The 21,832-nt window shown below is 62.6% G+C and carries 17 protein-coding genes and 3 pseudogenes; 8 read left to right on the top strand and 12 right to left on the bottom strand.

The annotated features are described in order from the left end of the window. Nucleotide 1 precedes the first annotated feature (1 nt). Nucleotides 2-1,372 carry an MFS transporter gene (locus tag VGG89_13825; protein ID HEY1977626.1) on the bottom strand — a complete coding sequence of 457 codons (1,371 nt, stop codon included), beginning with the start codon at nt 1,370-1,372 and terminating at the stop codon, nt 2-4. Between VGG89_13825 and VGG89_13820 the strand changes: the two genes are divergently transcribed. Then, nucleotides 1,371-3,041, top strand: a complete 1,671-nt coding sequence (locus VGG89_13820) for a DUF885 domain-containing protein (protein ID HEY1977625.1) — start codon at nt 1,371-1,373, stop codon at nt 3,039-3,041. The two genes, VGG89_13825 and VGG89_13820, sit on opposite strands and share 2 nt — an antisense overlap. Here the strand turns inward: VGG89_13820 and rpiA are convergent. Genes rpiA through VGG89_13800 form a run of 4 tightly spaced genes read right to left on the bottom strand, consistent with a single transcriptional unit; the run spans nt 3,004 to nt 7,517 of the window. After that, nucleotides 3,004-3,690, bottom strand: coding sequence for a ribose-5-phosphate isomerase RpiA (rpiA, locus tag VGG89_13815; protein HEY1977624.1), 687 nt, complete (start codon nt 3,688-3,690; stop codon nt 3,004-3,006). The two genes, VGG89_13820 and rpiA, sit on opposite strands and share 38 nt — an antisense overlap. A 47-nt stretch (nt 3,691-3,737) precedes the next feature. Further along, nucleotides 3,738-4,505: a hypothetical protein gene (locus VGG89_13810; protein ID HEY1977623.1), complete on the bottom strand. Its 768-nt coding sequence runs from the start codon at nt 4,503-4,505 to the stop codon at nt 3,738-3,740. A 54-nt stretch (nt 4,506-4,559) separates the two neighbouring features. Further along, the gene (locus VGG89_13805) at nt 4,560-6,686 is read right to left on the bottom strand and encodes an NB-ARC domain-containing protein (protein ID HEY1977622.1); all 2,127 of its coding nucleotides are present in this window, start codon (nt 6,684-6,686) and stop codon (nt 4,560-4,562) included. Between the two features lie 45 nt (nt 6,687-6,731). Continuing rightward, nucleotides 6,732-7,517, bottom strand: a complete 786-nt coding sequence (locus VGG89_13800) for a YbhB/YbcL family Raf kinase inhibitor-like protein (protein ID HEY1977621.1) — start codon at nt 7,515-7,517, stop codon at nt 6,732-6,734. A gap of 133 nt (nt 7,518-7,650) precedes the next feature. Here VGG89_13800 and VGG89_13795 point away from each other — a divergent pair, with 133 nt between their 5' ends. Together VGG89_13795 and VGG89_13790 are read left to right on the top strand one after the other, a co-directional pair. After that, a complete protein-coding gene (locus VGG89_13795; protein HEY1977620.1) occupies nt 7,651-7,899 on the top strand; it encodes a hypothetical protein in 249 nt (82 codons plus the stop codon). Nucleotide 7,900: 1 nt separating this feature from the next. Continuing rightward, on the top strand, nt 7,901-8,272 hold the full coding sequence (locus VGG89_13790; GenBank protein HEY1977619.1) for a hypothetical protein: 372 nt from the start codon (nt 7,901-7,903) through the stop codon (nt 8,270-8,272). Here the strand turns inward: VGG89_13790 and VGG89_13785 are convergent. Both VGG89_13785 and VGG89_13780 read right to left on the bottom strand, forming a co-directional pair. Continuing rightward, a complete protein-coding gene (locus VGG89_13785; GenBank protein ID HEY1977618.1) occupies nt 8,261-9,328 on the bottom strand; it encodes a hypothetical protein in 1,068 nt (355 codons plus the stop codon). The genes VGG89_13790 and VGG89_13785 overlap by 12 nt on opposite strands. Before the next feature lie 5 nt (nt 9,329-9,333). Next, the gene (locus VGG89_13780; GenBank protein ID HEY1977617.1) at nt 9,334-10,719 is read right to left on the bottom strand and encodes an amidohydrolase family protein; all 1,386 of its coding nucleotides are present in this window, start codon (nt 10,717-10,719) and stop codon (nt 9,334-9,336) included. 111 nt (nt 10,720-10,830) lie between these two features. Here VGG89_13780 and VGG89_13775 point away from each other — a divergent pair, with 111 nt between their 5' ends. Then, nucleotides 10,831-12,066, top strand: coding sequence for a hypothetical protein (locus tag VGG89_13775; protein HEY1977616.1), 1,236 nt, complete (start codon nt 10,831-10,833; stop codon nt 12,064-12,066). Here the strand turns inward: VGG89_13775 and VGG89_13770 are convergent. Then, nucleotides 12,059-12,403: pseudogene (locus VGG89_13770) on the bottom strand (DUF427 domain-containing protein). The gene VGG89_13775 and the pseudogene VGG89_13770 sit on opposite strands and share 8 nt — an antisense overlap. 52 nt (nt 12,404-12,455) lie before the next feature. Here VGG89_13770 and VGG89_13765 point away from each other — a divergent pair. From VGG89_13765 to VGG89_13755, 3 genes are all read left to right on the top strand, one after another. Further along, nucleotides 12,456-13,928: an alpha/beta hydrolase gene (locus tag VGG89_13765; GenBank protein HEY1977615.1), complete on the top strand. Its 1,473-nt coding sequence runs from the start codon at nt 12,456-12,458 to the stop codon at nt 13,926-13,928. A gap of 199 nt (nt 13,929-14,127) precedes the next feature. Further along, on the top strand, nt 14,128-15,513 hold the full coding sequence (locus VGG89_13760) for a hypothetical protein (protein ID HEY1977614.1): 1,386 nt from the start codon (nt 14,128-14,130) through the stop codon (nt 15,511-15,513). Between the two features lie 14 nt (nt 15,514-15,527). Then, nucleotides 15,528-16,841 carry a beta-1,3-glucanase family protein gene (locus VGG89_13755; protein HEY1977613.1) on the top strand — a complete coding sequence of 438 codons (1,314 nt, stop codon included), beginning with the start codon at nt 15,528-15,530 and terminating at the stop codon, nt 16,839-16,841. Nucleotides 16,842-16,946: 105 nt separating this feature from the next. Here VGG89_13755 and VGG89_13750 read toward each other — a convergent pair whose 3' ends face one another. Then, entirely contained in the window at nt 16,947-18,239 is a 1,293-nt protein-coding gene (locus tag VGG89_13750; protein ID HEY1977612.1) for a GAF domain-containing SpoIIE family protein phosphatase, read from the bottom strand. A 91-nt stretch (nt 18,240-18,330) separates the two neighbouring features. Between VGG89_13750 and VGG89_13745 the strand changes: the two genes are divergently transcribed. After that, nucleotides 18,331-19,698 carry an FAD-dependent oxidoreductase gene (locus tag VGG89_13745; protein HEY1977611.1) on the top strand — a complete coding sequence of 456 codons (1,368 nt, stop codon included), beginning with the start codon at nt 18,331-18,333 and terminating at the stop codon, nt 19,696-19,698. Here the strand turns inward: VGG89_13745 and selD are convergent. The 3 genes and pseudogenes from selD to VGG89_13730 all read right to left on the bottom strand — a co-directional run bounded on the left by selD (nt 19,682) and on the right by VGG89_13730 (nt 21,824). Then, nucleotides 19,682-20,662, bottom strand: a pseudogene (gene selD, locus VGG89_13740) (selenide, water dikinase SelD). The gene VGG89_13745 and the pseudogene selD overlap by 17 nt on opposite strands. 82 nt (nt 20,663-20,744) lie before the next feature. Further along, nucleotides 20,745-21,416: pseudogene (locus VGG89_13735) on the bottom strand (permease). A gap of 15 nt (nt 21,417-21,431) precedes the next feature. Further along, nucleotides 21,432-21,824: a hypothetical protein gene (locus VGG89_13730; GenBank protein ID HEY1977610.1), complete on the bottom strand. Its 393-nt coding sequence runs from the start codon at nt 21,822-21,824 to the stop codon at nt 21,432-21,434. Nucleotides 21,825-21,832 lie beyond the last annotated feature (8 nt).

Genomic DNA, 21,832 nt, shown 5'->3' with positions numbered 1-21,832 from the left:
CTTACCCTCCAGCGCGACGTTCGAGTCGCCTACGGACGATCGCCGCGCGTCGCGCGTCGAGTGGGAACGGCCACGTGCAGGCTAACGCCAGGAGCATGAAAACTCCCGGCACGACGAAGTACGCCGCGATCATCGCGGGCTGCACCGCGTGCGAGCTCACCCGGTGGACGTCAAACCGCATCGCGCTGAGGATGAAGAAGGCGATGGCGCCGCCGATCGCCACTTGCAGCCGAATGACGAGCAGAATGATAGCCGAGTAGTTTGCCGAGCGATTCGAGCCGGACTTTAACTCGTCGTAATCGATCACGTCGCCCATGATCGAATACGGCAGCGACGTCAGCATGTAGGTGTTTGGAAGTGCGACGACGATCGACGAGACGACCAGCGCCGCAAAGGTACCAAAGAGCGGTGCTACGACAAAGTACGCGGGCAGTCCGAGGAAACTCACGACGAGCGCTGCAGCCCAGCACTTATTCTTGCCGACGCGCTTGGTCACCATCTCCCAAAAAGGCACCGTGAGAATCGAAAGCACGAGTCCGGCCAGCGTTAGCGCGCTAAACGCGCTCGCAAATCCGATCGAGGCCATAAACTGCAGCGCGATGGTCAACTGCATGCAATATCCGAGAAATGCGAAGACGGTCGCCCCGGTGAGATAGAGCATCGGCACGTTGCGCACCATGTCGGCGACCAGCGCAAAGACGCCCGCTTCGGCCGGGGCCGTTTCCTCCGCCTCCGCTTTCGGTCCCCACAGCAGCGCGACGCTCATCGTTACCATAAGCAGCAGCATGGCCACAAAACCAAGACGTGCGATCGTCGACGCTTCGAGAAGATTTTTTCCGCCAAACGCGGGCGTCATCGGAAGCGCGAGAAAAACGACCTGGCCCAAGACGGCAAACACGGCTCGGTACGAAGCAATGAGCGAACGTCCGGCGTAGTCGCGAGTCAACTCGCTGCCCCACGCAATATAGGGAACGTCGATCATGCTGAAGCCGAGAAGCGCGAGTGCTGCCGTCCAGGCGAAGTAGTTAGGCCCGGCGTGCGCCGGCGGCACGAAGACCAGATAGACGCTGATCACCTCGACGACCGTTCCGGCGACCATCCACGGTTTACGCCTACCCCACCGGGTTGTAAAGCGGTCGCTCAAGTAGCCGACGACCGGCCCGCTGCACGAGTACACCAGGCGTGAGATGAGGATTGCGGTTGCGTACGAGGCGAGTTCGCCGCCGCTGAAGTTGACGTAAAACGACGGAAGAATCGCGAGAACGGGAAAGATCACGAACTCGATCGCGAGGATCGGCAACGAGTAGTTGACGAGACGAATCTTGCTGATGCGGCGGTAACTTCCCCGGCCGCCGCCTAACTCATTGCTCATGCACGCATTACAAGCGGCGATCGACGCTTACGAATCGACCAACCGCGACGAGCACGGACCCCTGCGGGGAGCCGCGTTCACCGCGATCTATCGCGCCGGGCAGGGTCTGCCGATCTCGGGCATCGCGCCGGAAACCGAGACGCTCAGCGAGGAAGCCGCCGCGTGGTGCCGCGCGGCGCTCGGCCGCCTCGATGAAATCGACGCGACGTCGCTCGACGATCAGGATCGCCTCTCGCTCGCGGTGCTGCGGCACGCCGTCGCTCGCCGGCTCGAAGCAACGCAACACTACTGGCACGTCATCACCGTGACGCCCTACCGCTGCTTCCCATCGGCCTTTCAGATGATCTTTCGCGGCCTGGCGGTCGACGACGATGAAGCGCGCGAACGCTACTTTTCCGTATTGCGCGACGTCGGCACGTACGCACGTGCGGCAAGGGCTAAACTGGAGGGCCAAGTACGGCGCGGTATCGTGCTGCCGCGCCGCGTGCTCGGAGCAATCATCGCCACGCACCGCGACGCTATGTCGATCGAGAAGAGCCCGTTTCTTCCGGGCCGCGGCGGCGCACCGGACGGAACGGACGACGCGCTGCGCAGTCACGTCATGCCGGCGGTTGCCGAGCTCGTCGCGTATCTCGAGGGGCCCTACGCCGCCGCCGCTTCCGAAGGCTGGGGGCAGTCGGCCATGCCGGGAGGCGCGGAGCACTATCGCTACTGCGTGCGCGACAACACGACGACCGAGTTGACGCCGGAGCAGATTCACGAGCGCGGCTTGCGCGTCGTCGGGGAGTTGGGGGACGCTATGGCGGCGGTTCGCGCGCGGCTCGGCTTCACCGGTACCGCCGCCGAGTTCCACGCGCGGCTGCGCGTCGATCCGCAGTTCGTTCCGCAGTCGCCGGACCAGATTGGCGAGAAACTCGAGCACTTCGCTCGAATCGGATATGACGCGCTCGACACGTTCTTTGCACGCCGGCCGAAGGCGCCGTTCGGCGCAAAGCGTCTTCCCGAAGATCTGGAAGCGGGAATGACGTTCGGCTATTACCATCCGGGCGCAAAAACCGGCGAGGCCGGCTACTATCTCTTCAACGGCTCAAAGCTCCCGGAGCGATCGCTGCTCAGTCTGGCGTCACTTGCGCTGCACGAACTCGTCCCCGGCCATCACTACGAGATCAACGTTGCGCGAGAGAACGAAGCGCTGCCGCGCTTCCGCGCCTTTCACGCGATTTCGACGTATATCGCCGCCTATCACGAGGGCTACGCCGAGTACGCCGCCGACCTCGGCAAAGAGTTCGGTGCCTACGAAGATCCCTACGACCTCTACGGGCGGCACGCTCTCGACATCTTCATCTCGTCGCGGCTCGTCGTCGATACCGGGATGAACGCCTTGGGCTGGAGTCACGATAAGGCCGCCGATTTCTTACGCGAGCATACGCTCATGTCGGAAACCGAGATTGCAAGCGAGCTCCCGCGGTACGCGACCGATCTTCCGGGTCAGGCTCTTGCCTACAAGCTCGGATCGCTGACGTTCGCGGAGCTGCGAGAAAGGGCGCGCTCGGCGCTGGGCGCCACGTTCGACGTACGCGCGTTTCACGACCGCATCGTTACCAACGGCGGCATGCCGCTGACGATGGTCGCTAGCGAGGTCGATCGATACGTCGAGACGTTCCGTTAGCCGCGCCGACGATCACGTCCGAAGCGATTCCAAAAAAGATTCCCGTCGCGACGACGCCATGGATGTACCGCAGCGTTTCGTCGAGCGAGCGCGGATCGTCGATCTGCCCGAAGTGACAATCGAAGATCCAGTTGTGGTTATCGGTGACGTACGGCGTTTCTTCGCTACCGCGGCGCACGATCGTCAGGTCCCCAAACCTTCGTAAAATTTCGCGGCGGACGTAGGGCGCCGCGTACGGCACGATTTCCACCGGCAGCGGAAACGCGCCGAGCCTGGCGACGAGTTTTCCTTCGTCGACGATCACGACGAACCGCTCTGCCGATAGCGCGACCGCCTTTTCACGGAAGAGCGCACCGCCGCCGCCTTTGGTGAGCGACCAGTCGGCGGCGACTTCGTCCGCGCCGTCGATCGCGACGGTCATGGGGCGTTCGAGCAAGGTCAGCACGGGAACGTTCCATTGACGGCACAACGCCTCGGTCTCACTCGACGTCGCGACCGCGGCGATGCGCTCGCCGGCCGCTACGCGTTGCCCGACGCGCTCGACGGCCCAATATGCGGTCGTTCCGGTCCCCAGACCGATGCAGTCACCATCGGTCACATAACGGTCGACCGCAGCGTAGCCGGCGGCCCGTTTTGCGTCGTCACTCATGCCCGCCTCTTATTGTTTTACGGCGCTAGTGCCTGTCGCCCAATCAGTTACGGGCCGTCCTGTCGCGCGCGCAGCGCCGTCGCAGGGAGCGTTGCCCGCTGGTTACCGTCGCATTGCGCTTCCAACCGCCCGTCGTCGCCGATAATTTGATCGAAGGTGCAACTGCCGTAGTGCAACGGATGGTCGACGAAGGTAATCGAGAGAAGCTTGCCTTCTTGATACGTGACTTCCGAATCCGGCAGCAGAGGCGAACCGAGCACGGTCATCGACGGCGCGTTTGCACCGATCTGAAACCAGATGGTGCCGTCGCCGGAGTCGCGCACCTGTGTCGCCGCGCGCCACACGTAGCCGAAGCGCGGAAAATCCGACGACAGCACGCACTGCACGCCGTTTGTGAAGTTCACTAGCCCCGTACAGGGCACGCCGCGAACGAGTTGCGGCCGCGCGAGCGTACACTGGTCGAGCTTTCCCAGAAAATCGGTGTGCACGACGCCGGCACGCGAACACAGGATCCCGTCGATCGCGGTATCGGCCAGCAGCGTCGTGTCGCCGATCGCTCCGGGAGTGTAGTGCCGATTGTGGATTCGAATGTTATCGACGATGGTGCTGCCGATGGACATGAGATTGACGAAGGCTGAAGTGAGCCACAGTACCAACGCAACGCCAAAGACGATGCGCACGGCGAGTGCGGGTATTCGCCAGGCGGCAAGTCCGGTAATCGCTGCGGCGATCGTGAGAGGCCAAAAGACCAGGCCGAAAAAGCCAAGGACGATGGCCCACCACGGGATGTCGATGCTGATCCAGTCGGCTAGCACGAACCTATCTTCGCACGGGCCCCGTCCACAGTCCGTCCAATGGATCGAGCCGGGCTAGTCGCGCGAGCAGCCGAGGGCTACGGCCTTGCTTTCAGACTGCGAGCGGCCGAGGCGGACGTAGTGCGCGATCGCGGCGGCGTCGAGCCGCTGCGGTAGAAGCTCCAGCATTTTATCGTATACCGCACCTTCGGTCGGTTCGCGCTTCATGCCGTAGCGCTCGTAGAAAGCGTCGACGTAGCCCAGCAGCAACGATGCGGTGGCGGGGTTTCCTCGCGCGGCGTGCACGAGTGCGAGGGTTTGCACGCCGATCGCGACCCACTGCGGAATCTCGCACGCGCGGGCGATCGACGTCGCCTCGCACGCGGCGGTAAACGCGTCGTCGTATTCGCCGGCCACGCTCAGATACGAGCCGAGATTCACGAGCGCGTGTCCGAGCGACAGCGGTGAGTGCTTCGATCGCAGCCCGTCAACGACGCTGCGCGCGTGCTCGATGGCCAGGCGCACGTTGCCGGTGCGGAACTCCAGCTCGGCCAAGCGAATTTCGATGCGCCCGGCCAAGCGCGGCCAATCGCCGGCGCGGCTCATGCTTTCCAGCAGTAACCGGCGGCCTTCCGAAGGGTCGTGCTGGGCGAGCGCATAGGCGTAATCCTGTTTGGCTCGCGTGGCGTAGAACGGGTTTTCCTGTGTCTCGAAAAAGTCGCTCGCGCGGTGCAGCTGCGCGATGCTATGCTGCGCGTCGACTCCGAGCAGACAGCGCGACGCGCCGGCGAGATGATTGGCCGAAGCCACTTCGGCCGGTGTTGCGGCGAGCGTCAAGGCGCGTTCGGCCAGTTCTAGGCAGCGCCGAAAATCGCGGGTCGAAAAGGCGCAACGCGCGACGGCCAGCAGAACGCCGGCGTCGACGCTGCCGCGTTGCGCTTCCACGTGCGCGAGGACCGTCGACGAGCGCTGCAAACCTTCGCTGACTTGCGTGTTGACTTCCCAAAACTCCGCCAAGTTCGCGACGATGCGCGTCGCCACGTCGAGATCGTTTTGCGTCGTCCAGTCGAGCGCCGCGCGAAAGTTTTCGAGGTCGAAGGCGTAGCGTTCGCGCCACGTTTCCTCGCGTTCGAACCCGAAGCTCGACGCCGCCGCGGCGCTGCGTCCGGCAAAGTACCGGGCGTGCGCGCGCCGCGCCGAATCCTGTCCTTCGTTTTCGTCGAGCCGTACGATCGCGTACTCGCGAATCGTCTCGAGCATGCGGCAGTGCGTGCGATCGCCGCCGGGAACGAGCAGCGATTTGTCGACGAGCGCCCCGATTTCGCGCAGTACGTCACGCGGTCCGATGTTCTGGTCCGACGCGATGGCTTCGGCGGCTTCGGGCGTGAAATCACCGCAAAGCACGCCGAGGCGATTGAAGACCTTTCGCTCGCGGTCGTCGAGCAGATCGTAGCTCCAATCCAGACACGCCTGCATCGTTTGATGTCGCAGAACGTCGGCGTTTCTTCCGCTCAAGAGCAGATTGAAGCGGTCGTCGAGATGTTCGAGCAGCTGCTCGAGCGTCATCGAGCGCGTACGTGCCGCGGCCAACTCGATTGCGAGCGCCACGCGATCCAGCCGCGCGCAAATCCGTGCGACGGCGGGTCCGGTCGCCGCGTTCGGCTCAAAGCGTGGATTCGCGCGGCGCGCGTGAGCGACGAATAACTCTACGGCCGAGGATTCGTCGAGCGCATCGAGGCGGTAGACGAACTCGTGGGCGATGCCAAGCGACTCGCGCGACGTTGCGAGCACGTGTAAGTTCGGGCACGCGGAGGCGAGGTGCGCGACGAGCGCGCCCACCCCTTTGCTTATTTGTTCGCAGTTATCCAGAACGAGCAGTGCCGATCGATCCCCGAGCGCGGTCGCCAGCGCCTGCGCGCGCTCCTGATGCGGGGGCAGTTCCAGGCCGGCAGCCGACGCGACGGCGTCGGCTACGAGCGCCTCGTCGTTGATCGAACTCAGTTCGACAAACGTTGCCGCCGCGCGGCGATTGCGGCGCCTCGATGCGATCTCGGCCGCGATGCGCGTTTTTCCGATGCCGCCCGGGCCAGCCACGGTGACCAGCCGCGCGTCCTCGAGCAGCCGCTCGATCTCGGCGATCTCGCGCCGGCGGCCGACGATTTCATCCGAAAAGCGCCGGAGCGCTTCGCGTGCGGCAATCATGGACCGGTCCTCTTCTACGGCGGCAGGCAATCGCCCACTACGTTCCTACTTTTTGTAGAGGCCGGCGATCGAAGCGGTTCCCAGAACGTGCCCGCGGATTGCGACGTTGAGGTCTTCGACGCGAGCGGAAGGCGACAAGCTCAACGCCGTATCCAGAGCATCGAGCGTGAAGACGTAGTGGTGCGTCTTTCCGCGGGGCGGGCACGGACCGTCGTAACTGAAGACCTGCTTGCCGTATTTGCTCGAAGCCGTCGCGGCATTTCGTGGAAGGCTGGTCGAAGTTTTCGAAATGCCGTACATCCCCCAATGCCCGAGCTTGGTGGTCGCGTCGAACATGAGAACGGCGAAGCTCTTCGTTTTTTTCGGCGCGCCGGTCCAGTGAAGTTCCGGCGACATATTGCCGCCGTCGCAACCGTTGCCTTTGCGCACCATCGTTAGCGGCACGAACTTGCCGTCTTTGAACGTCGTGCTGCGTAACGTAAAGGCGGCCGCCGTGGGGACGGCGGGGGCAATCGGTCTGCCGCTTGCATGAGGAACGAACACCGTATTTCCCGTGGCGCTCGCGCTCGGCAGTGGGCTTGGATTGCTCGACGCGATGACGACCGGTGTGCCGAGCGGTTGCGGAACGACCGAACCGCCCCCGGGCGCCGGCTCCGCCGATTCCGCCGGCTCTGCCGACTCCGTGGTTTCGGGCATATCCGGACCGCCGTCAACCGAACCCGGTACGCTCGGCGTTACAGGGAAGCCGCTATCTCCGCCGCCGCTGCAAGCGGCGAGCGTTGAAAGCGTCGCAGCGAGCGCCGCAACAAAACACCATTTTTTCGTCAGCATGAGCTTGAAGCGAGTGGAGTTACACGCGTCGCCGCAAACGCATGCCGAGCAATCGGCGTGATGCTTGCCGAAGCTCGGCCTCGCTAGTTAGCCCTTGCGGGCGAGGGGTATATCGCGCAATAACTTCGTAACTGTGAAGGCCACGATGGGAAAATCACCCAAACTGCACGTGCTGCGCATCCTCGACGCGCGCGGCGATACCCAACTGAGTTTTGATCCCCAAAACACCGATCAAATCAAAGACGTCGAGACGCGTTTTCGCGAGTTGATGGAACGCGGGTTCACCGCCTTTGACGTCTCCACGATGCCGGGGAAGGTGTTGAAGACCTTCGATCCGCGCGCTTGCGAAGTGATCGTTACGCCACGCTTTGCCGGTGGATGAGGTGACGGTCGCCTTAGCGCTGCTGGCGGTTTCGGTTGCTCTCGCGATCCTTCTCGTGCTCCCGATCAACGAAGGGACGATTTCACCGGTTTCCTGGTTGCGCGCGAAGCGACTCTTTCTGTCGAAGCTCGACGACGCGCAACGCTATTGCTGGCAGCACGACCGGCACTTGACCGTCGTCGCGAGCAGCGGACGACGCTATACGCTGCGGCCGTACGAAGCGTTTAACATCCGTTCCGGCGATGACGAGTACTGCCTGCGCGTCTTGGGATGGGTCCCGGCCTACGACAAGCTTCTCGCACAACGCCTGCTGCTCGAGTCCGACGAGGCAACCTTTCTGGCGACCGCCAACCGGCGAGATTTACAACGCTAGCGTTGTTGCGGATTGCGCTAACGCAAACGTTTGAAGCGGTGACGAGCCGCCGTTCGCGTAGACGGTAACGGTGTTGACGCCGTGCGCCGGCGCGTTGAGGACCAGCAGGTGCCCGGAGCGATCGATCGCGAGATCGACCGGACGATCGACGCCGGTGCGGATGACGCGTGCGACCGACGACGTTCCCGCGAGATAGACGCAAACGTTGCCGGAATGCTTTCGCCGGCCGAAGTTGGCAACGTAGAGATTGCCGGCGGCATCGAGCGCGATGGCTAGCGGCCGATCGAATCCCGTAGCGATCCTGCGAGTGACCTTGCCGCCTCCCGGCGCGTACGTGAGGACGTCGGAGGTATGGTCGAACTTCCGATTCAAGACGAACAGCGTGCCGTCGGGCATGACGGCAAGTCCTTCGGGAAATCCGATGCCGTCGCGCACCAGTCGTGACGGCGTGCTTTCTCCGGGCGCGTAAACGGCTATCCACCCTGGAAAGACGGCGAAGTTCTGCACGTATAACCGTCCGGACGCGTCGTAGGCTGGTGCGCCTGCCAAGGCTCCGAGGTCCCGCAGCTCGCGCACCGGCCTTGACGATCCGGCCGCATAGCTCGCGACGCGGCTGCGAAGCTGACAGCACTGGAACACGTACTGGCTTGCCACGTAGGCGTCGCCGGTGCGATAGATCGAAATGGCGTGAGGATCGCCTTTAATATGCGGGATCGTACTTTGCGGCCGTACCCGTCCGGGTGCATAAATCGTCACCGACCCGAACGCTTTGGTGAGATTGTTTCCGACGTACAGTTCCGCGGTCGCGGGGTTCACCGCAATCGAAACCGGATTTTGGATCCCGTTCGTGATGGTCGCGCCGCCGAGAATCTGAACGAAGCCGCCGGCTTTCGGGCAGGTGGTTGAGCGGCGAAAGCACCTTTCGAGCACGTACGCAAGATCGGGCCGCGCTTGCGCCGCGAATGCTCGCGCGGGCACGGTCGGCGAAACGGGACCGCTGCAGGCCACGAGCAACGCCAGAGCAGCGCTCGAGGCGACGGAGAACCGCTCGGCCATAGGTTTTATACCATTGCGCTTGCGGCGACTTTTCGTCCGCCGACCATCACGAGCGCCGGAGCGCTCTCCATCGCCGACATCTGCCGCGTCGGATCGCCCTTGAAAGCCACCACGTCGGCAAACTTGCCGGGCGCCAAAACGCCGCGGTCCGCCGTGCCGAGCAACTCGGCTGCGTTTGCCGTCGCGGAACGCAAGACGTCGATCGGACGCATTCCAAGGCCGGCCATCAACGCAAAGTCCTTGTTGTTCTCGTGATGCGGGAACACGCCGGCATCGGTGCCGTAGGCAATCGTTACGGTCGATGCAATCGCGCGGTGCATACCCTCGTTACGCAACGTTGCGGCGTACTCGGCCTTTTGCACCGACGACGGCGGAATGTGATTCGGATTGCCCGGCTGCAGAATCGAATCCAGCGCCCAAATCGTCGGTACCAAATGCGTGCCGCGCTGCTGCATCTTCACGAGCGTTTTTTCGCTGACCCCGGTTCCGTGTTCGATCGAATGCACGCCGCCTTCGACCGCGATCGCGATGCCGGGATCGCCGTGCGCGTGAGCGGCAACTTTGCGCCCGAACTTCGTCGCCTCTTCAACGACGGCTTGGACTTCGTCGAGATTGAACTGCGGAATGTCCCATGTGTCGCCGTACGACAGCACGCCGCCGGTCGAAAGAATCTTGATGAGATCGGCGTGCAGCTTGACGTTCTCCCGGACTTTTTCACGGAACGCGTATGGGCCGTATGCGATCGCGCCGCCTTTCACGCTGGGATCCTCTTCCACCCAGCCCGGCACGTCGTTGGAATCGCCGTGGCCGCCGGTAATCGAAAGAGCCTGCGCGGCGGCTAAGACGCGCGGACCCACGATCGCGCCGTTGGCGATCGTGTCGCGCACGGCCAAGTCGATGCCGGCACCGCCGCCGACGTCACGGATCGTCGTGAATCCGTTGCGAAGCATCGCCTGCGCGTTGCGTACGGCGTAGATCGTCGCTTCGGGAACGTTGTCGGCAGTCCGGTACTTCGGAAACATCAACGTCATGTAATACGACGGCATGATGAACGGCGACACGTGCGTATGACAGTCGATAAGTCCGGGCATAATCGTCGCGTCGCCCAACTCGATCGTCGTCGCGCCGCTGCCGGCGTCGCCTTCGCTCATCGACGCGATGCGATCGCCTTTGATCACGAGCACGCCCGGCGTTTGGAGCGTCGTGCCCGTAAACAAGCGAGCCGCCTTGAGAACGACGACGTTCGACGCCGCCGACGCTTTCCACGGTACCATCAGTGCTGCGCCGGTCGCGGCCAATGCGGCGAGAAACGCTCGCCGCTCGAGCGAATGTTTGGCCTCGCGATAAACGCGGTGCGAGTACGGCGCGTGAGGACAACGGCAATCGATCATAGTGGGAACTACGTACGCCGAAGCGCGGGCGTCTCCCGCGGACGATCCGTCGCGGGGCGGGAATGTCTACGTCGCCGGCGACAAGAACGTCCGGATCGTGAGGATCGTGCCGTGATTCCGGCCGCCGCAGCCATGGCCGTGCTCCTGCGGGCAAACGCGCTGTGCGCCGCGGATAACGGACGCCTGTGGGGCGTGTCGCTCTGTGTGCCGATCATGCTTGCGGATCCCAACACGCTGCAAGCCGTCGCAAACCGCGACGTCGCTGGAGCGACGCGCGACGGCAAGCTCTTTGGCCTCACGTTACCGGCCGGGACGCAAGTCGCCAACGCGCCGTTTACCTATGCCGGCAGGCATTGGGCACAGATTCAATGGCCGATGTTCGGCGACGCCGACACGCAGGCCGTGACCTTGATGCACGAGTCGTTTCATATCGTGCAGCCCAAGCTCGGTTTTAACGGTAACGCCGATACCGGCAGCATTTCCGGCGACGAGTTCCTCGACACGAAGCCCGGACGAATCTGGCTGCGCGGCGAGCTGCACGCGCTGCGCGCCGCGTTGCAGAGCAGTGGAGAAGCTCGGACGCAGGCTCTGCGCGATGCACTAACGATGCGCCTGTATCGTCACATGCTTTCGGCCACCACGGGATCGCGCGAGCGGCAGCTCGACGTGCTCGAAGGCTTAGCCGAAGGCACGGGCATAGATGCCGGCCTCCCGCCCAATCGCCGCATCCGGTACGCGCTCTACGACATGACCTTTGTCGAAAAACAGCCGAGTTATGCGCGCGCGTTTGCGTACGCAACGGGGCCCGCATATACCGAACTGCTCGACGCCGCGCGATCGGATTGGCGGCGGGGCATCACGCCCGCAAGCGACGTCGCCCTTCTAACGATGCGCGACTACGGACTGGACGTCGAGACGCTGAGCGCCGTACAAGCGCAAGCGGCGCTCGCGCGCTACGGCGGAAAGGCGATCGAGGCGCAAGAAGCGGCGCGCGCCGCGCGCAAGGCCGCGCTCGACAAAACCTACACGCGCGAGCTCGTGGAAGGTGCGACGCTGTCGCTGCCGCTCGTGAAGTTCCACATTCGTTTTGACCCGCGCGATATCGAAACGCTCGATCGCTTCGGCACCGTTTATCACACGGTGAGCGTGGCGGCGCCGTGGGGCTCGCTCGACGTCACCGGCGGCAACGCCCTCGTCACGACCGACTTCAAAACGGTGCGGGTTGCCGTGCCGAACCTGCCCGGCGGTCGCGTCATCGGCGGTACGGGGTGGAGGCTCAAGCTCGCGCCCGGTTATAGAATCGTTGCCGATCCGCGCCGCAGCGGCTCGTATACGGTTCTTAAGTAACGTCGATTGCGTCGACGCGGTCGGGATAGAAAGCCAGGTAATCTTTGATCTCGGCGACCGCCGAGTAGGGGTTCTCGTACGACCAAACGGCGTTCTCGGAGCGTTTGCCGCCGCCTCGAATGCTGTAATACGAGGCTTCGCCCTTATAGGGTCAATACGTCGAGTGGGTAGTACGCTCCAGCTGCGACATGTCGACGTCACCGCGTGGAACGTATTGAACGATCGGATAGTCCATCTCGCGCATTGCGATCGCATTACGCGAATCGGCGATCGTCTGGTCGCCGTGCCGCACGACGACGCGCCCTGCCGCGGGCGTGAGCCTAATCGGGTGATCCATGCGTCTCACGACCGCGCGCGCTCAGCGAAGGTTTCAGTGATACAATCCCGCCATGAGAGCGTCAAGCCTAGCGATTCTGGCAGCTTCCTTTCTCGTCGGCGCGGCGGCTTCACCGTTGCCGCAGGGCGCTGTGGGACTGCATCTTGCCCCGTGCACGATCGGAAAAACGAAGGTGCCCTCGCGCTGCGGCACGTTCGTGGTCTACGAAGACCGCGCCGCACGGTCGGGTCGAACGATCGCGCTGCCGGTGGTGATTCTCAACGCGCGTCATCCCAACGGTCGCGCATTAGTGTGGAACCCGGGCGGTCCGGGTGCAGGCTCGACGCAGTTCGCCTCGTTCATCGCCGACGGTCAGTTCCTCAAGGAAATCGACCGCCTGCGCGACCGTTACGACATCGCGTTTCTCGATAATCGCGGCACGAGCGGACCGCATTACCAGCAGTGCGATCTCGCGCCGCGCGCGCATCCGGATTTGTATTTCCGGCAGACCTGGCCCGATTCGCTGTTGACTGCGTGTCGTGCCCGTTTAGCGCGCAACGCCGACCTCAGCCTCTACACCACGAACGTGGCCGCCGACGATCTCGACGATTTCCGCGCGGCCATGGGCTACCCGAAGCTCGTGCTCGACGGGAACTCGTACGGTACGTATTTCTACTTGGTGTATATCCGCCGTCATCGAGGCTACGTGGAAAGCGCGATCCTCGACGGCGTCGCCCCGCCGCACATCTTGATTATTCCGCTGGAAGACGCCTACGGCGCGCAGCTCGCGATGAACTCATTGGCGGAGTCGTGCAAAAGCGACCTGAAGTGCAACCGAAACTTTCCGGCCTTCGCAGCACATTTTGCGGCGCTCGCACGGCGTTTCGACGACGGCCCCCTCGAGATCACGATTCAAAACCCGGTCACGAAACGGTCGCAAAAGGTTGCGCTTTCAAAGGAAGTCTTTGCCGATCGGCTGCGCCAGACGCTCTATACCGCCGGGCCGGCCGCGTACGTTCCGTATATCGTCGAACGCGCGTATCGCGGCGACTACGTTCCGTTGGGCCGTATGATCGACCAAACCACGCAAGGCCTGGCGTCGATCTTGGGTACGGGCCTCAATCTCTCCGTGACCTGCGCCGAGGATATCCCGTTCATCACCGACGACGAGATCGCGCGCACCAGCGCCGGTTCGTTCGAAGGGGATGCGCGCGTGCGCGCGCAGCAGCGCGCGTGTAAGATTTGGAACGTCGAGCCGGTCTCGGCCGATTTCAATCAGCCGGTTCGCAGCGACGTGTCGGTGCTAATGGTCTCGGGCACCGACGATCCAACCAGCCCGCAACGATACGGCAAGGTGGAGCTGCAATATCTTCCCAACGGCCGGCGCGCCCTGGTGAAGGGAGCGTCACACGGGTTCGAAACGCCGTGCATCGATAAGCTCAAGGTCGACTTCGTGTTGGCCGGCACCGCGAAACATCTCAACGTCGACGCGTGCGGCGGTTCCTTCGCGCGGCCGCCGTTCGCGACGTCGATGAACGGGTTTTAGTACCCGGCCTCCGAAGCATGCAACTTGGCGGGTGAGTGCTTTCGTCTGTGTTGAAGAGGAGCCAAGCGTGCGAGCGGTTTTGAAGCTTTGGTCTGCTTGTATTGCCGTAGCCACGGTGTTCTGCGCCTGCGTGAACCACGGCGGCTCGGTTTTACCGCCGCCCGCTAACGCTTGGAAAGTAGCCCGATCGCAAGCGGCGGTGCCGGCCTACTGCAAAGGCTTCGCGGCAGGCAAAGGCAACAAAAACAGCGCGCCGCAGAACGTTCAGTTTTTCGATCGCAACGCGAGTTTGGGCGCGCAACTCTATCTATATCTCGTCACGGGATTCGATAATGGAGCCGGCGGCCATCAATACCTGACGAAAGCAGGCACGCTCGCGACCTTCCAAAACGGCGTGAGCGCGCCCGCCATTCCCCTCGTGTGCTTTCCCGGCAGCATTGGAGCGGGAAAGGGCTTGACGTTCGCGCTTCCGCCGCCGACGACGGCCAATACGAGCGGTAACTTATACCTCGTGTACGCCACGCCGGCTCCCGGCGGCGGCATCCCCAACCCGTTGCCGTTTAAAGGTACGGGCACGGGCTCGTACGCGGGACCGGTAACGGATTGGAACTCGTCGTTCTTCGTCGCGCTGCCCTACGATTACATCGAATACACGCTTCCACACGGCATTACGGACGTAACGCAAGTCAACAAAGTCGGACTGCCCTTGCAGCTGCAGCAAGGGACGGCGAACATCGGCTTCGCGTCCGGCGCGCAATACAAAGCGCTGCTCGACGGCGTACTCGCCGCCAAACCCTACTGGAGCAGACTGGCGTTTCCGGCCGTCGTCAACAAACATAAAGTGCTTGGCGGCATTCTTGCCACCCAGAACGGCGGCGTGTGGGGATTCCCGCAAGACTACATGTACGCCGCCAAATACACCGGCACCGCCGGCCCGTCGGGTTACGTCGGTTACGTCCTGGCGCAGTACAAGGCCAAGCCGCGGCCGTATACCACGGCACACCTCATCGACGTACCGACCAAAACATTCTGCGCGAGTTCGGACGGCACGGCAAATGTACTGTTCTATACGGTCGCGGGCCCCGCAGCCTGCAAAAAACCGCTCAAGAATCCGACGTACTCCATGCCCATCTGGAATACGCTCAAAGGCACCGGCGTCGTCGATAGCGGCATTTGCCAGAGCGCGATATTCGCGATGCCCTACGGCGGCCCGGGCACGATCTTCAAGGATCAAACAGAGTTCTATCTCTGGAAAGCGATGGTCATCGATTTCAACCGCGGCACGATCCTCTCCGACGCGGTACATCCCATCGGGACGTGGCAAACGGATTTTCCGGCCGGTAAACGTCCGCCGTTCAAGCTCTTCTACCAAGAGAAAGAGGACAGCAAGTATTCCCAGCTCGTGCACGCCTCTATGATCGAGCATTTGTCGTACGCGCTGGCATACGACGAGCCCGGCGGTTACGGCCCGACCTTCACGTCACAACCGTCGCAGGTGCTCAAAGTCACGATTCAGCAGATACCGCCGTTCGCCGGGGCCATCCCCAAGGCGGTGCCGACACCGCTGCCCTGTCCCAAGTCGTAAAGAGGAGTCAACGGATGCTTTTTGATCGCCGTATTATCGTCGCTTCCCTAATCGCGGCCCTGGCTGCCTGTGGCGGGGGAAATCACGTGCTTCCCGGTTCGCCAGCCGGATTTAGCCCGACGTTGCGAGAGCGCGCGGCAGGGTCGTCGACTACGCTGACGTTCGTCGACCAGAACAGCACGCCGCTGACAAAAATCTGGTTTTGCTATTATGGCTTGGACCCGGTAAACGGAACGCCGCTGTATCTGGCCGATGCGAAAGGCGCGCTAAAAAAGAGCGTCCAGTCGAGCAAGCCGTCGAGCGCCATGTGTTTGAACGCCGGCTCTGCCGCGTCGTTCGTCATCCCGGAACTCAACGGCGGACGCCTGTACGTTTCGTTTGCGAAACCGCTGCTCTTGACCGTTGGCGCCGACAAACGGATCATTCCGCCGAATCCTGCCGTTCCGAAGGACGCAAACTACGGAACCAAATGGGATTTCTACGAGCTCACTTACGTTCCCGAAACGGGAGCAACGAGCGGACGGTTCAACCTTAACGTCTCGACCTTGCAGAGCGCAAATCTTCCCATGGATTTTGCCGTCAGCGGCGTGATTCCGGGGACCAAGACCGCCGCGAGCTACAAGCGGGGCTGGAAACCCGGCGGTGCCGCGCAGTTCGTGAAGCAAATTCAGGCGAACGACGCATATAAAAATCTGGTCCTGCCCGGTACGAACCGCGTACTTGCGCCGGGAACCGGAATTGCCGCCTACACTTCAAAGAACATTCCGAAGCCGATTTTCGCGGCAAATTACTACGACAAGTACGTAAACGCCGTCTGGGACAAGTACCAAACTGCGACCCTGACGTTTATCGCCGACCCCCCGCCGAACTCGCAGAAGAAGGTCGCGTGGACCGGTAAGGTCGTCAACGGGCAGTTCATCTTCACACCCGAGAAAAATACCCTCGGTCTCGTCCCGATGGCCTGGAAAAAGCCGGTAACGGTCGACGTCTTCGAAAACAACTTCAAGTTCTGCGTCAAGGGATGCGGCACCGACGGTAGTCTACAGCAGAACTATGCCCTGCAGATCTTCGGCACGCTCATTGCCGCTTTCAACCGATCCGTGATGCTCACGGATACGACGTTCACGACCAATCCGGACGGCGCGTGGTGCAAGAACATGAAGAACTGGTACAAGGATCCGACGACCAACCTATTCTCGAGCTACATGCACGCAAATTCGCTTCAGGGTCTTGCGTATGCGTTCCAAAGCGACGACCACTGCGACGTGAGCAGTTTCGTCGCGGTCTGGAATCCGAGGAACTTTAAGATTACGTTCCTCGCCAACTAACTTTCAGTCCACCATCCCGATTTCGCCACTTCGAGAGACTGACGTTGATTTTGCTTGAGCTCGGTAAACTCGGGAACGATCGTGGATTCGGCCGTAAAGTCGAGGTTAGGTGGAGCGCAGCGTCAGGAGAGCGAGATCGTCGGGATGGGGACCGGGCGTAAGAAGGGCGCGAATCTCGCGCGCTGGATGCGCGGCCTCGCGAACCGAACGGCAACCAATCGCTTCGACGAGTTGCTCTTGTCCGCGCAGATAGTCGTGTTCGGCTTCCACTAGGCCGTCGGTGAAGAATACCGCGAACGTCCCTGGCTCTAAGCCGATCGTTTGAACCGATTGCTGCGACGCGCACAGGTCGCGGTAACCTAACGGCAATCCACGCTCGATAAACGGATCCGTCACAACTTGCTCCCGTTGGTTCCAGCACAGCGGTCCGGGATGACCCGCCGCTACGCAGCTCAACGTGCGCCGGCGCTTGTCGACGACCGCGATGAGGGCGGTTGCAAAGATGCCCTTCTCGGTTTCTTGCGTGATGAGCACGTCGGCGGCGTCGAGCACCTTGAGCAGATCGTGTTCCATGAGCATCGCGATCCGAAGCGCATCGCGCAGGCTTCCCGTAAAGGCCGCCGCATTGACGCCGTGACCCGAGATGTCGCCGATCGAAATGCCCAAGCGATCGTTGGGAAGCTCGAACGCATCGAACCAGTCGCCTCCGACCAGCATCTCATGCGAAGCCGGTTCGTACAACGAATCGAACTCGAAACCCGGCACTTGCGGCACGGATTTCGGAAGGGCCGCCAGTTGAAATCGCGTCGAGACGTTCATCGCGGTCTCGTGCACCTTTGCCGTCGCGATGGCGGCGCCGCAGCGCCGTCCAAGATCTTCGGCCAGATCGAGTGCGTCGGAGTTGTAGTGCAGGTTGCTGTAGTCGGTGTACACCAACGCGATGGCACCGAGCACTTCGTCTTGCGCGGTGAGCGGGACGATGATGAACGACCGAACGCCGGTGTCGAGGATGAACTGAACGTACTGCGCGCCGCCGCCCGCGGATTTCACGGTATCCGCGTCGATGTGTGGTATCAGCAGGCTTTTGGCGCGGCGCACGGCGGCCTCAAACCACGTACGAGGCCCCTGCGGATCGTTCATGAGGGCGACGGTACGGTGGCGCAAACGCTCCGAGCGCTCGGGAAGGACGTGTGCCGCCGCAACCACCTGCAGCTCGTCGTTGTCGTCGAAAAGATACATCGTCGCGGTATCGGCAACGGTCTGGGCGGCCGCTTCGCAAATGCGCTGCAAGGTCGCGTCGTACGGCAGCGCCTCGCCGAAGATCGAGCCCACTTCGGCGAAAAACGTGAGATAACGCCGCTCAAGCGGCGTCTCGTCCGGCCCCGGGGGCGAGTGCATCGTATGAAGTCTTCCTAAGCAGGGGGCGCGGCGCCTTCGACGATTCGGCTCCGGGAGGCCAAGCAAGCGTGGGTTGAGGTATTATTCTTGTATGAAAAAAGCGGATGCGATCGTTATCGGCAGCGGGCAAGGCGGAGTTCCGCTTGCGGTCGAGCTCGCCAAGGGCGGCCGGCACGTGCTGCTTTTCGAGCGCGACGAACTGGGCGGGAGCTGCATCAACTACGGATGCACGCCGTCTAAATCGTTTCTGGCCGCGGCACACAATGCCGGGCGAGCGCGCCGCGCAAAGAATCTCGGCGTACACGCGACCGTCAGCGTCGACTTTCCGTTCGTCATGAACCGCTTGCGCGATATCCGGCAGTCCTTCCGTGACGAGATCAAAAAGAAACTGTCCGATGCCGGCGTGGAAATCGTGCACGCCGAGGCAGCCTTCACCGCGCAACGCACGGTCAAGGGCGGCGACGTCGAAGTGACCGCGCCGCTGATCGTGATCAACACCGGAACTTCAGCTGCCATCCCTAACGTCACGGGCCTCGCGGATACCCCATATCTGACCAACGTGAGCTTCTTTGGCCAGACGGAGCTTCCAAAGCGTTTTCTCGTGCTCGGCGGCGGATACATCGGTCTGGAGCTCGGGCAAGGCATGGCGCGCGTAGGCAGCAAGGTCACGATTCTTCACAACGGCGATCGCGTGCTCAACAATGAAGAAAGCGACGTCAGTGCGTGCTTGGAAGAGTCGCTACACGCTGACGGTATCGATCTGCAGCTCAACGCTGCGGTGTCGAGCGTGACGTTCAAGGACGGCGTCTTTACGGTCGAGCTCGCCGGCGGTAAGCGCTTCGAGGGCGATCGGTTTCTCGTCGCGACCGGTCGAACGCCGAACACCGCCGCGCTCGACTGCCAGCGAGGGGGCATCGCGTTAGATTCCCGCGGATACGTCAATATAGACGAGCAGTTCCATACGTCTTGCAAGGGCGTGTACGCCATCGGCGACGTCAGCGGCCAGCCGGCATTTACCCACGTGTCGTGGGAAGACTATCGCCGGATGGTCGATATCATTGCCGGCGGAAAACGCACGCGCAGCGACCGCGTTCTGGGATACGCGGTCTTCACCGAGCCGCAAGTTGGTCGCGCCGGCCTCACCTACGATCAAGCGATCAAGAAAGGCATCCGTGCCCGGCGGGAGGAGATACCGCTGAGCGACGTCGCACGCGCTATCGAATGGGGTGAAGAGCGCGGATTTTATCGGATGGTCGTCGACGAAGCGACCGATAAGATCGTCGGCGCGAGCCTCGTCGGCTATGAAGCCTCGGAGATCGTGCACGTCTTTATCGCGCACATGCAAGCCGGCTCGACGTGGAAGACGCTCGACGATTCGGTGCACATCCACCCGACGTATTGTGAGGGCTTACCGACCCTCGCGCGAATGTTCGAGTCGTCGATCAAGCGGCCCATGTAACGTCGATCGACCCGGAATCGGTAAGGCTGCCGATGATGGACGCGTCCCGCACTCCGCCTGCGCGCAAAGCATCGAGCAATGCTTGAGCCTGCGAGCCGTCGACGGCGATCAGCAGACCGCCCGACGTCTGCGCGTCGCACAGAACGGTCGCGAGTCCGGCGGGCAGCCGGGCGCCGAAACGAGCGCCGTTTTCTAGCGCTGCGGCGAAGTTTTTGCGCGTGCCGCCCGGCATGACGTCGCGCGCGGCCAAACTCAGGGCGTGCGGCAGCAGCGGAACCGACGCGCCGTCGATCCGCGCGCCCAGCCGGCCGCCGAGCATTTCGCGCAGATGTCCGATCAGCCCAAAGCCCGTGACGTCGGTCATCGCCGTAATCTCGAACGGCAGCGCGATTTCGCTCGCCGCGCGATTGAGCGTCACCATTGACTCGACCGCCGGAGCAAGCGCGGTGTCGTCGACGACGTCGCTGCGGCGCGCGGTCGTAACGATGCCGGTACCCAGCGGTTTGGTAAGAATCAGCGCGTTGCCGGCACGTCCGGTATCGTTACGCAAAACCCGATCGGGATGAACGATGCCCGTGACGGAGAGTCCGTACTTCGGTTCGGCGTCTTTGATCGTGTGACCGCCGACGATCGCGATTCCGGCCGATGCGGCGACGTCGATACCGCCGCGTAAAATCGCTGCGATGACGCTGGGATCGAGGTCTTCCGGAAATGCCGCAATCGCGAGCGCGCATAGCGGCCGCGCTCCCATCGCGTAGACGTCGGACAGCGAGTTCGCCGCGGCGATGCGGCCGTAATCATACGGGTCGTCAACGATCGGCGTGAAGAAATCCACCGTGACGACGAGAGCGCGCTGGTCGTCCAAGCGATACACCGCAGCATCGTCGGCGCTCGCGTTTCCGACGATGACGTTGGGATCCGAGATCGGAGGCAGCCCGCGCAGGACCTGCGCGAGGACGCTAGCGTCTACTTTCGACGCTCAACCCGCGCAGTCGCTGAGGTGCGTTAGCCTCGTGATGTCTGCTTTCGTCACGAACTAAGACGCCTTAGCGGTCGACGAGCTGGGCGATGGTTCCGGCGATCAACCCGCCGGCGAAGATCACGCCGAACGTCATCGCCAGCACATTGGCCGGAAACGCCTTGCGGACGATGAAGAGCGACGGCAAGCTGATCGCGGGAAGCGTGATGATGAGCGCCACGGCGGCGCCGATGCTCATTCCGTGTGCGAGCAGCGTTTGCACGATCGGCACCTCGCCCGCCGTCGGAATCACGAACAACGTTCCGACCAGCGATACGAGCGTCATTCCGGCGACGCCCGAGGCGTGAATGGTAAAATCCGGCGGAAAGAACCACGCGCGCAATCCACCAAGAATGAAGACGATCAGCACGTAGCCCGGTATGATGGCGACGATCTCGTTCCAGAGTTCCTTGAGCCAGGCGATAGCCAGCGTTCCAAACGATCGGTCGGGGCGCTCGATCGCAGCGAGTTCGGGTGCCGGCGCTTCGCCGGACGCTTCGTCGGTCGTCATTCGGTTGGCGATAGCAACCACGATCGCGATGAGCAGCAGGCCCACGACCAGGCGAATCGCGCTGAACTGCCAGCCCAGGATGAAGCCCATGAAGACGAGCGTGGCCGGATTGAGAACCGGATTGCCGAGGAAGAAGGCAAGCCCGCTGCCGACGGCGGCATGCTGTTTGCGAAGGCCGATGACCACCGGCCCGGTGCAGCAGGTTCACATCATCCCGCCGAGCGAGAGCGCTCCGGCGATCGCGGCGGACTTCGCGTTTCGCGCACCCAGCATGCGCAGCAGCCAGCGGCGCGGAACGAAGATTTGAACGCTGCTTCCGAGCAGTAGTGCGAGGACGACGGCCATCCATACGGAGTTGAAGTAGGCGACGGTGTACTGCCACGCCGCGGCGAGCCCGGCGGCGGGAGGCGCGATACTCTTGCCGCTGACGATCGACGACCCGATGGCGTGCGTTGCGGCCGCTACGTGCGCCTTATTCCAATACGGAAACCACTTGACGATGAAGAGGCCGATGACGGCCATAGCCAGGAACGCCAAAGTTCCGTAGAGCAAGCCCGAGTCGGTCGTGCGTTTGCCTTCGATCTCTCGAACGGACACCGGTACCT

Source organism: Candidatus Baltobacteraceae bacterium (genome assembly GCA_036488875.1).
Taxonomy (GTDB): domain Bacteria; phylum Vulcanimicrobiota; class Vulcanimicrobiia; order Vulcanimicrobiales; family Vulcanimicrobiaceae; genus JAFAHZ01.
The sequence above is the reverse complement of the archived record's forward strand: the minus strand, read 5'-3'. Positions and strand labels throughout refer to the sequence as shown.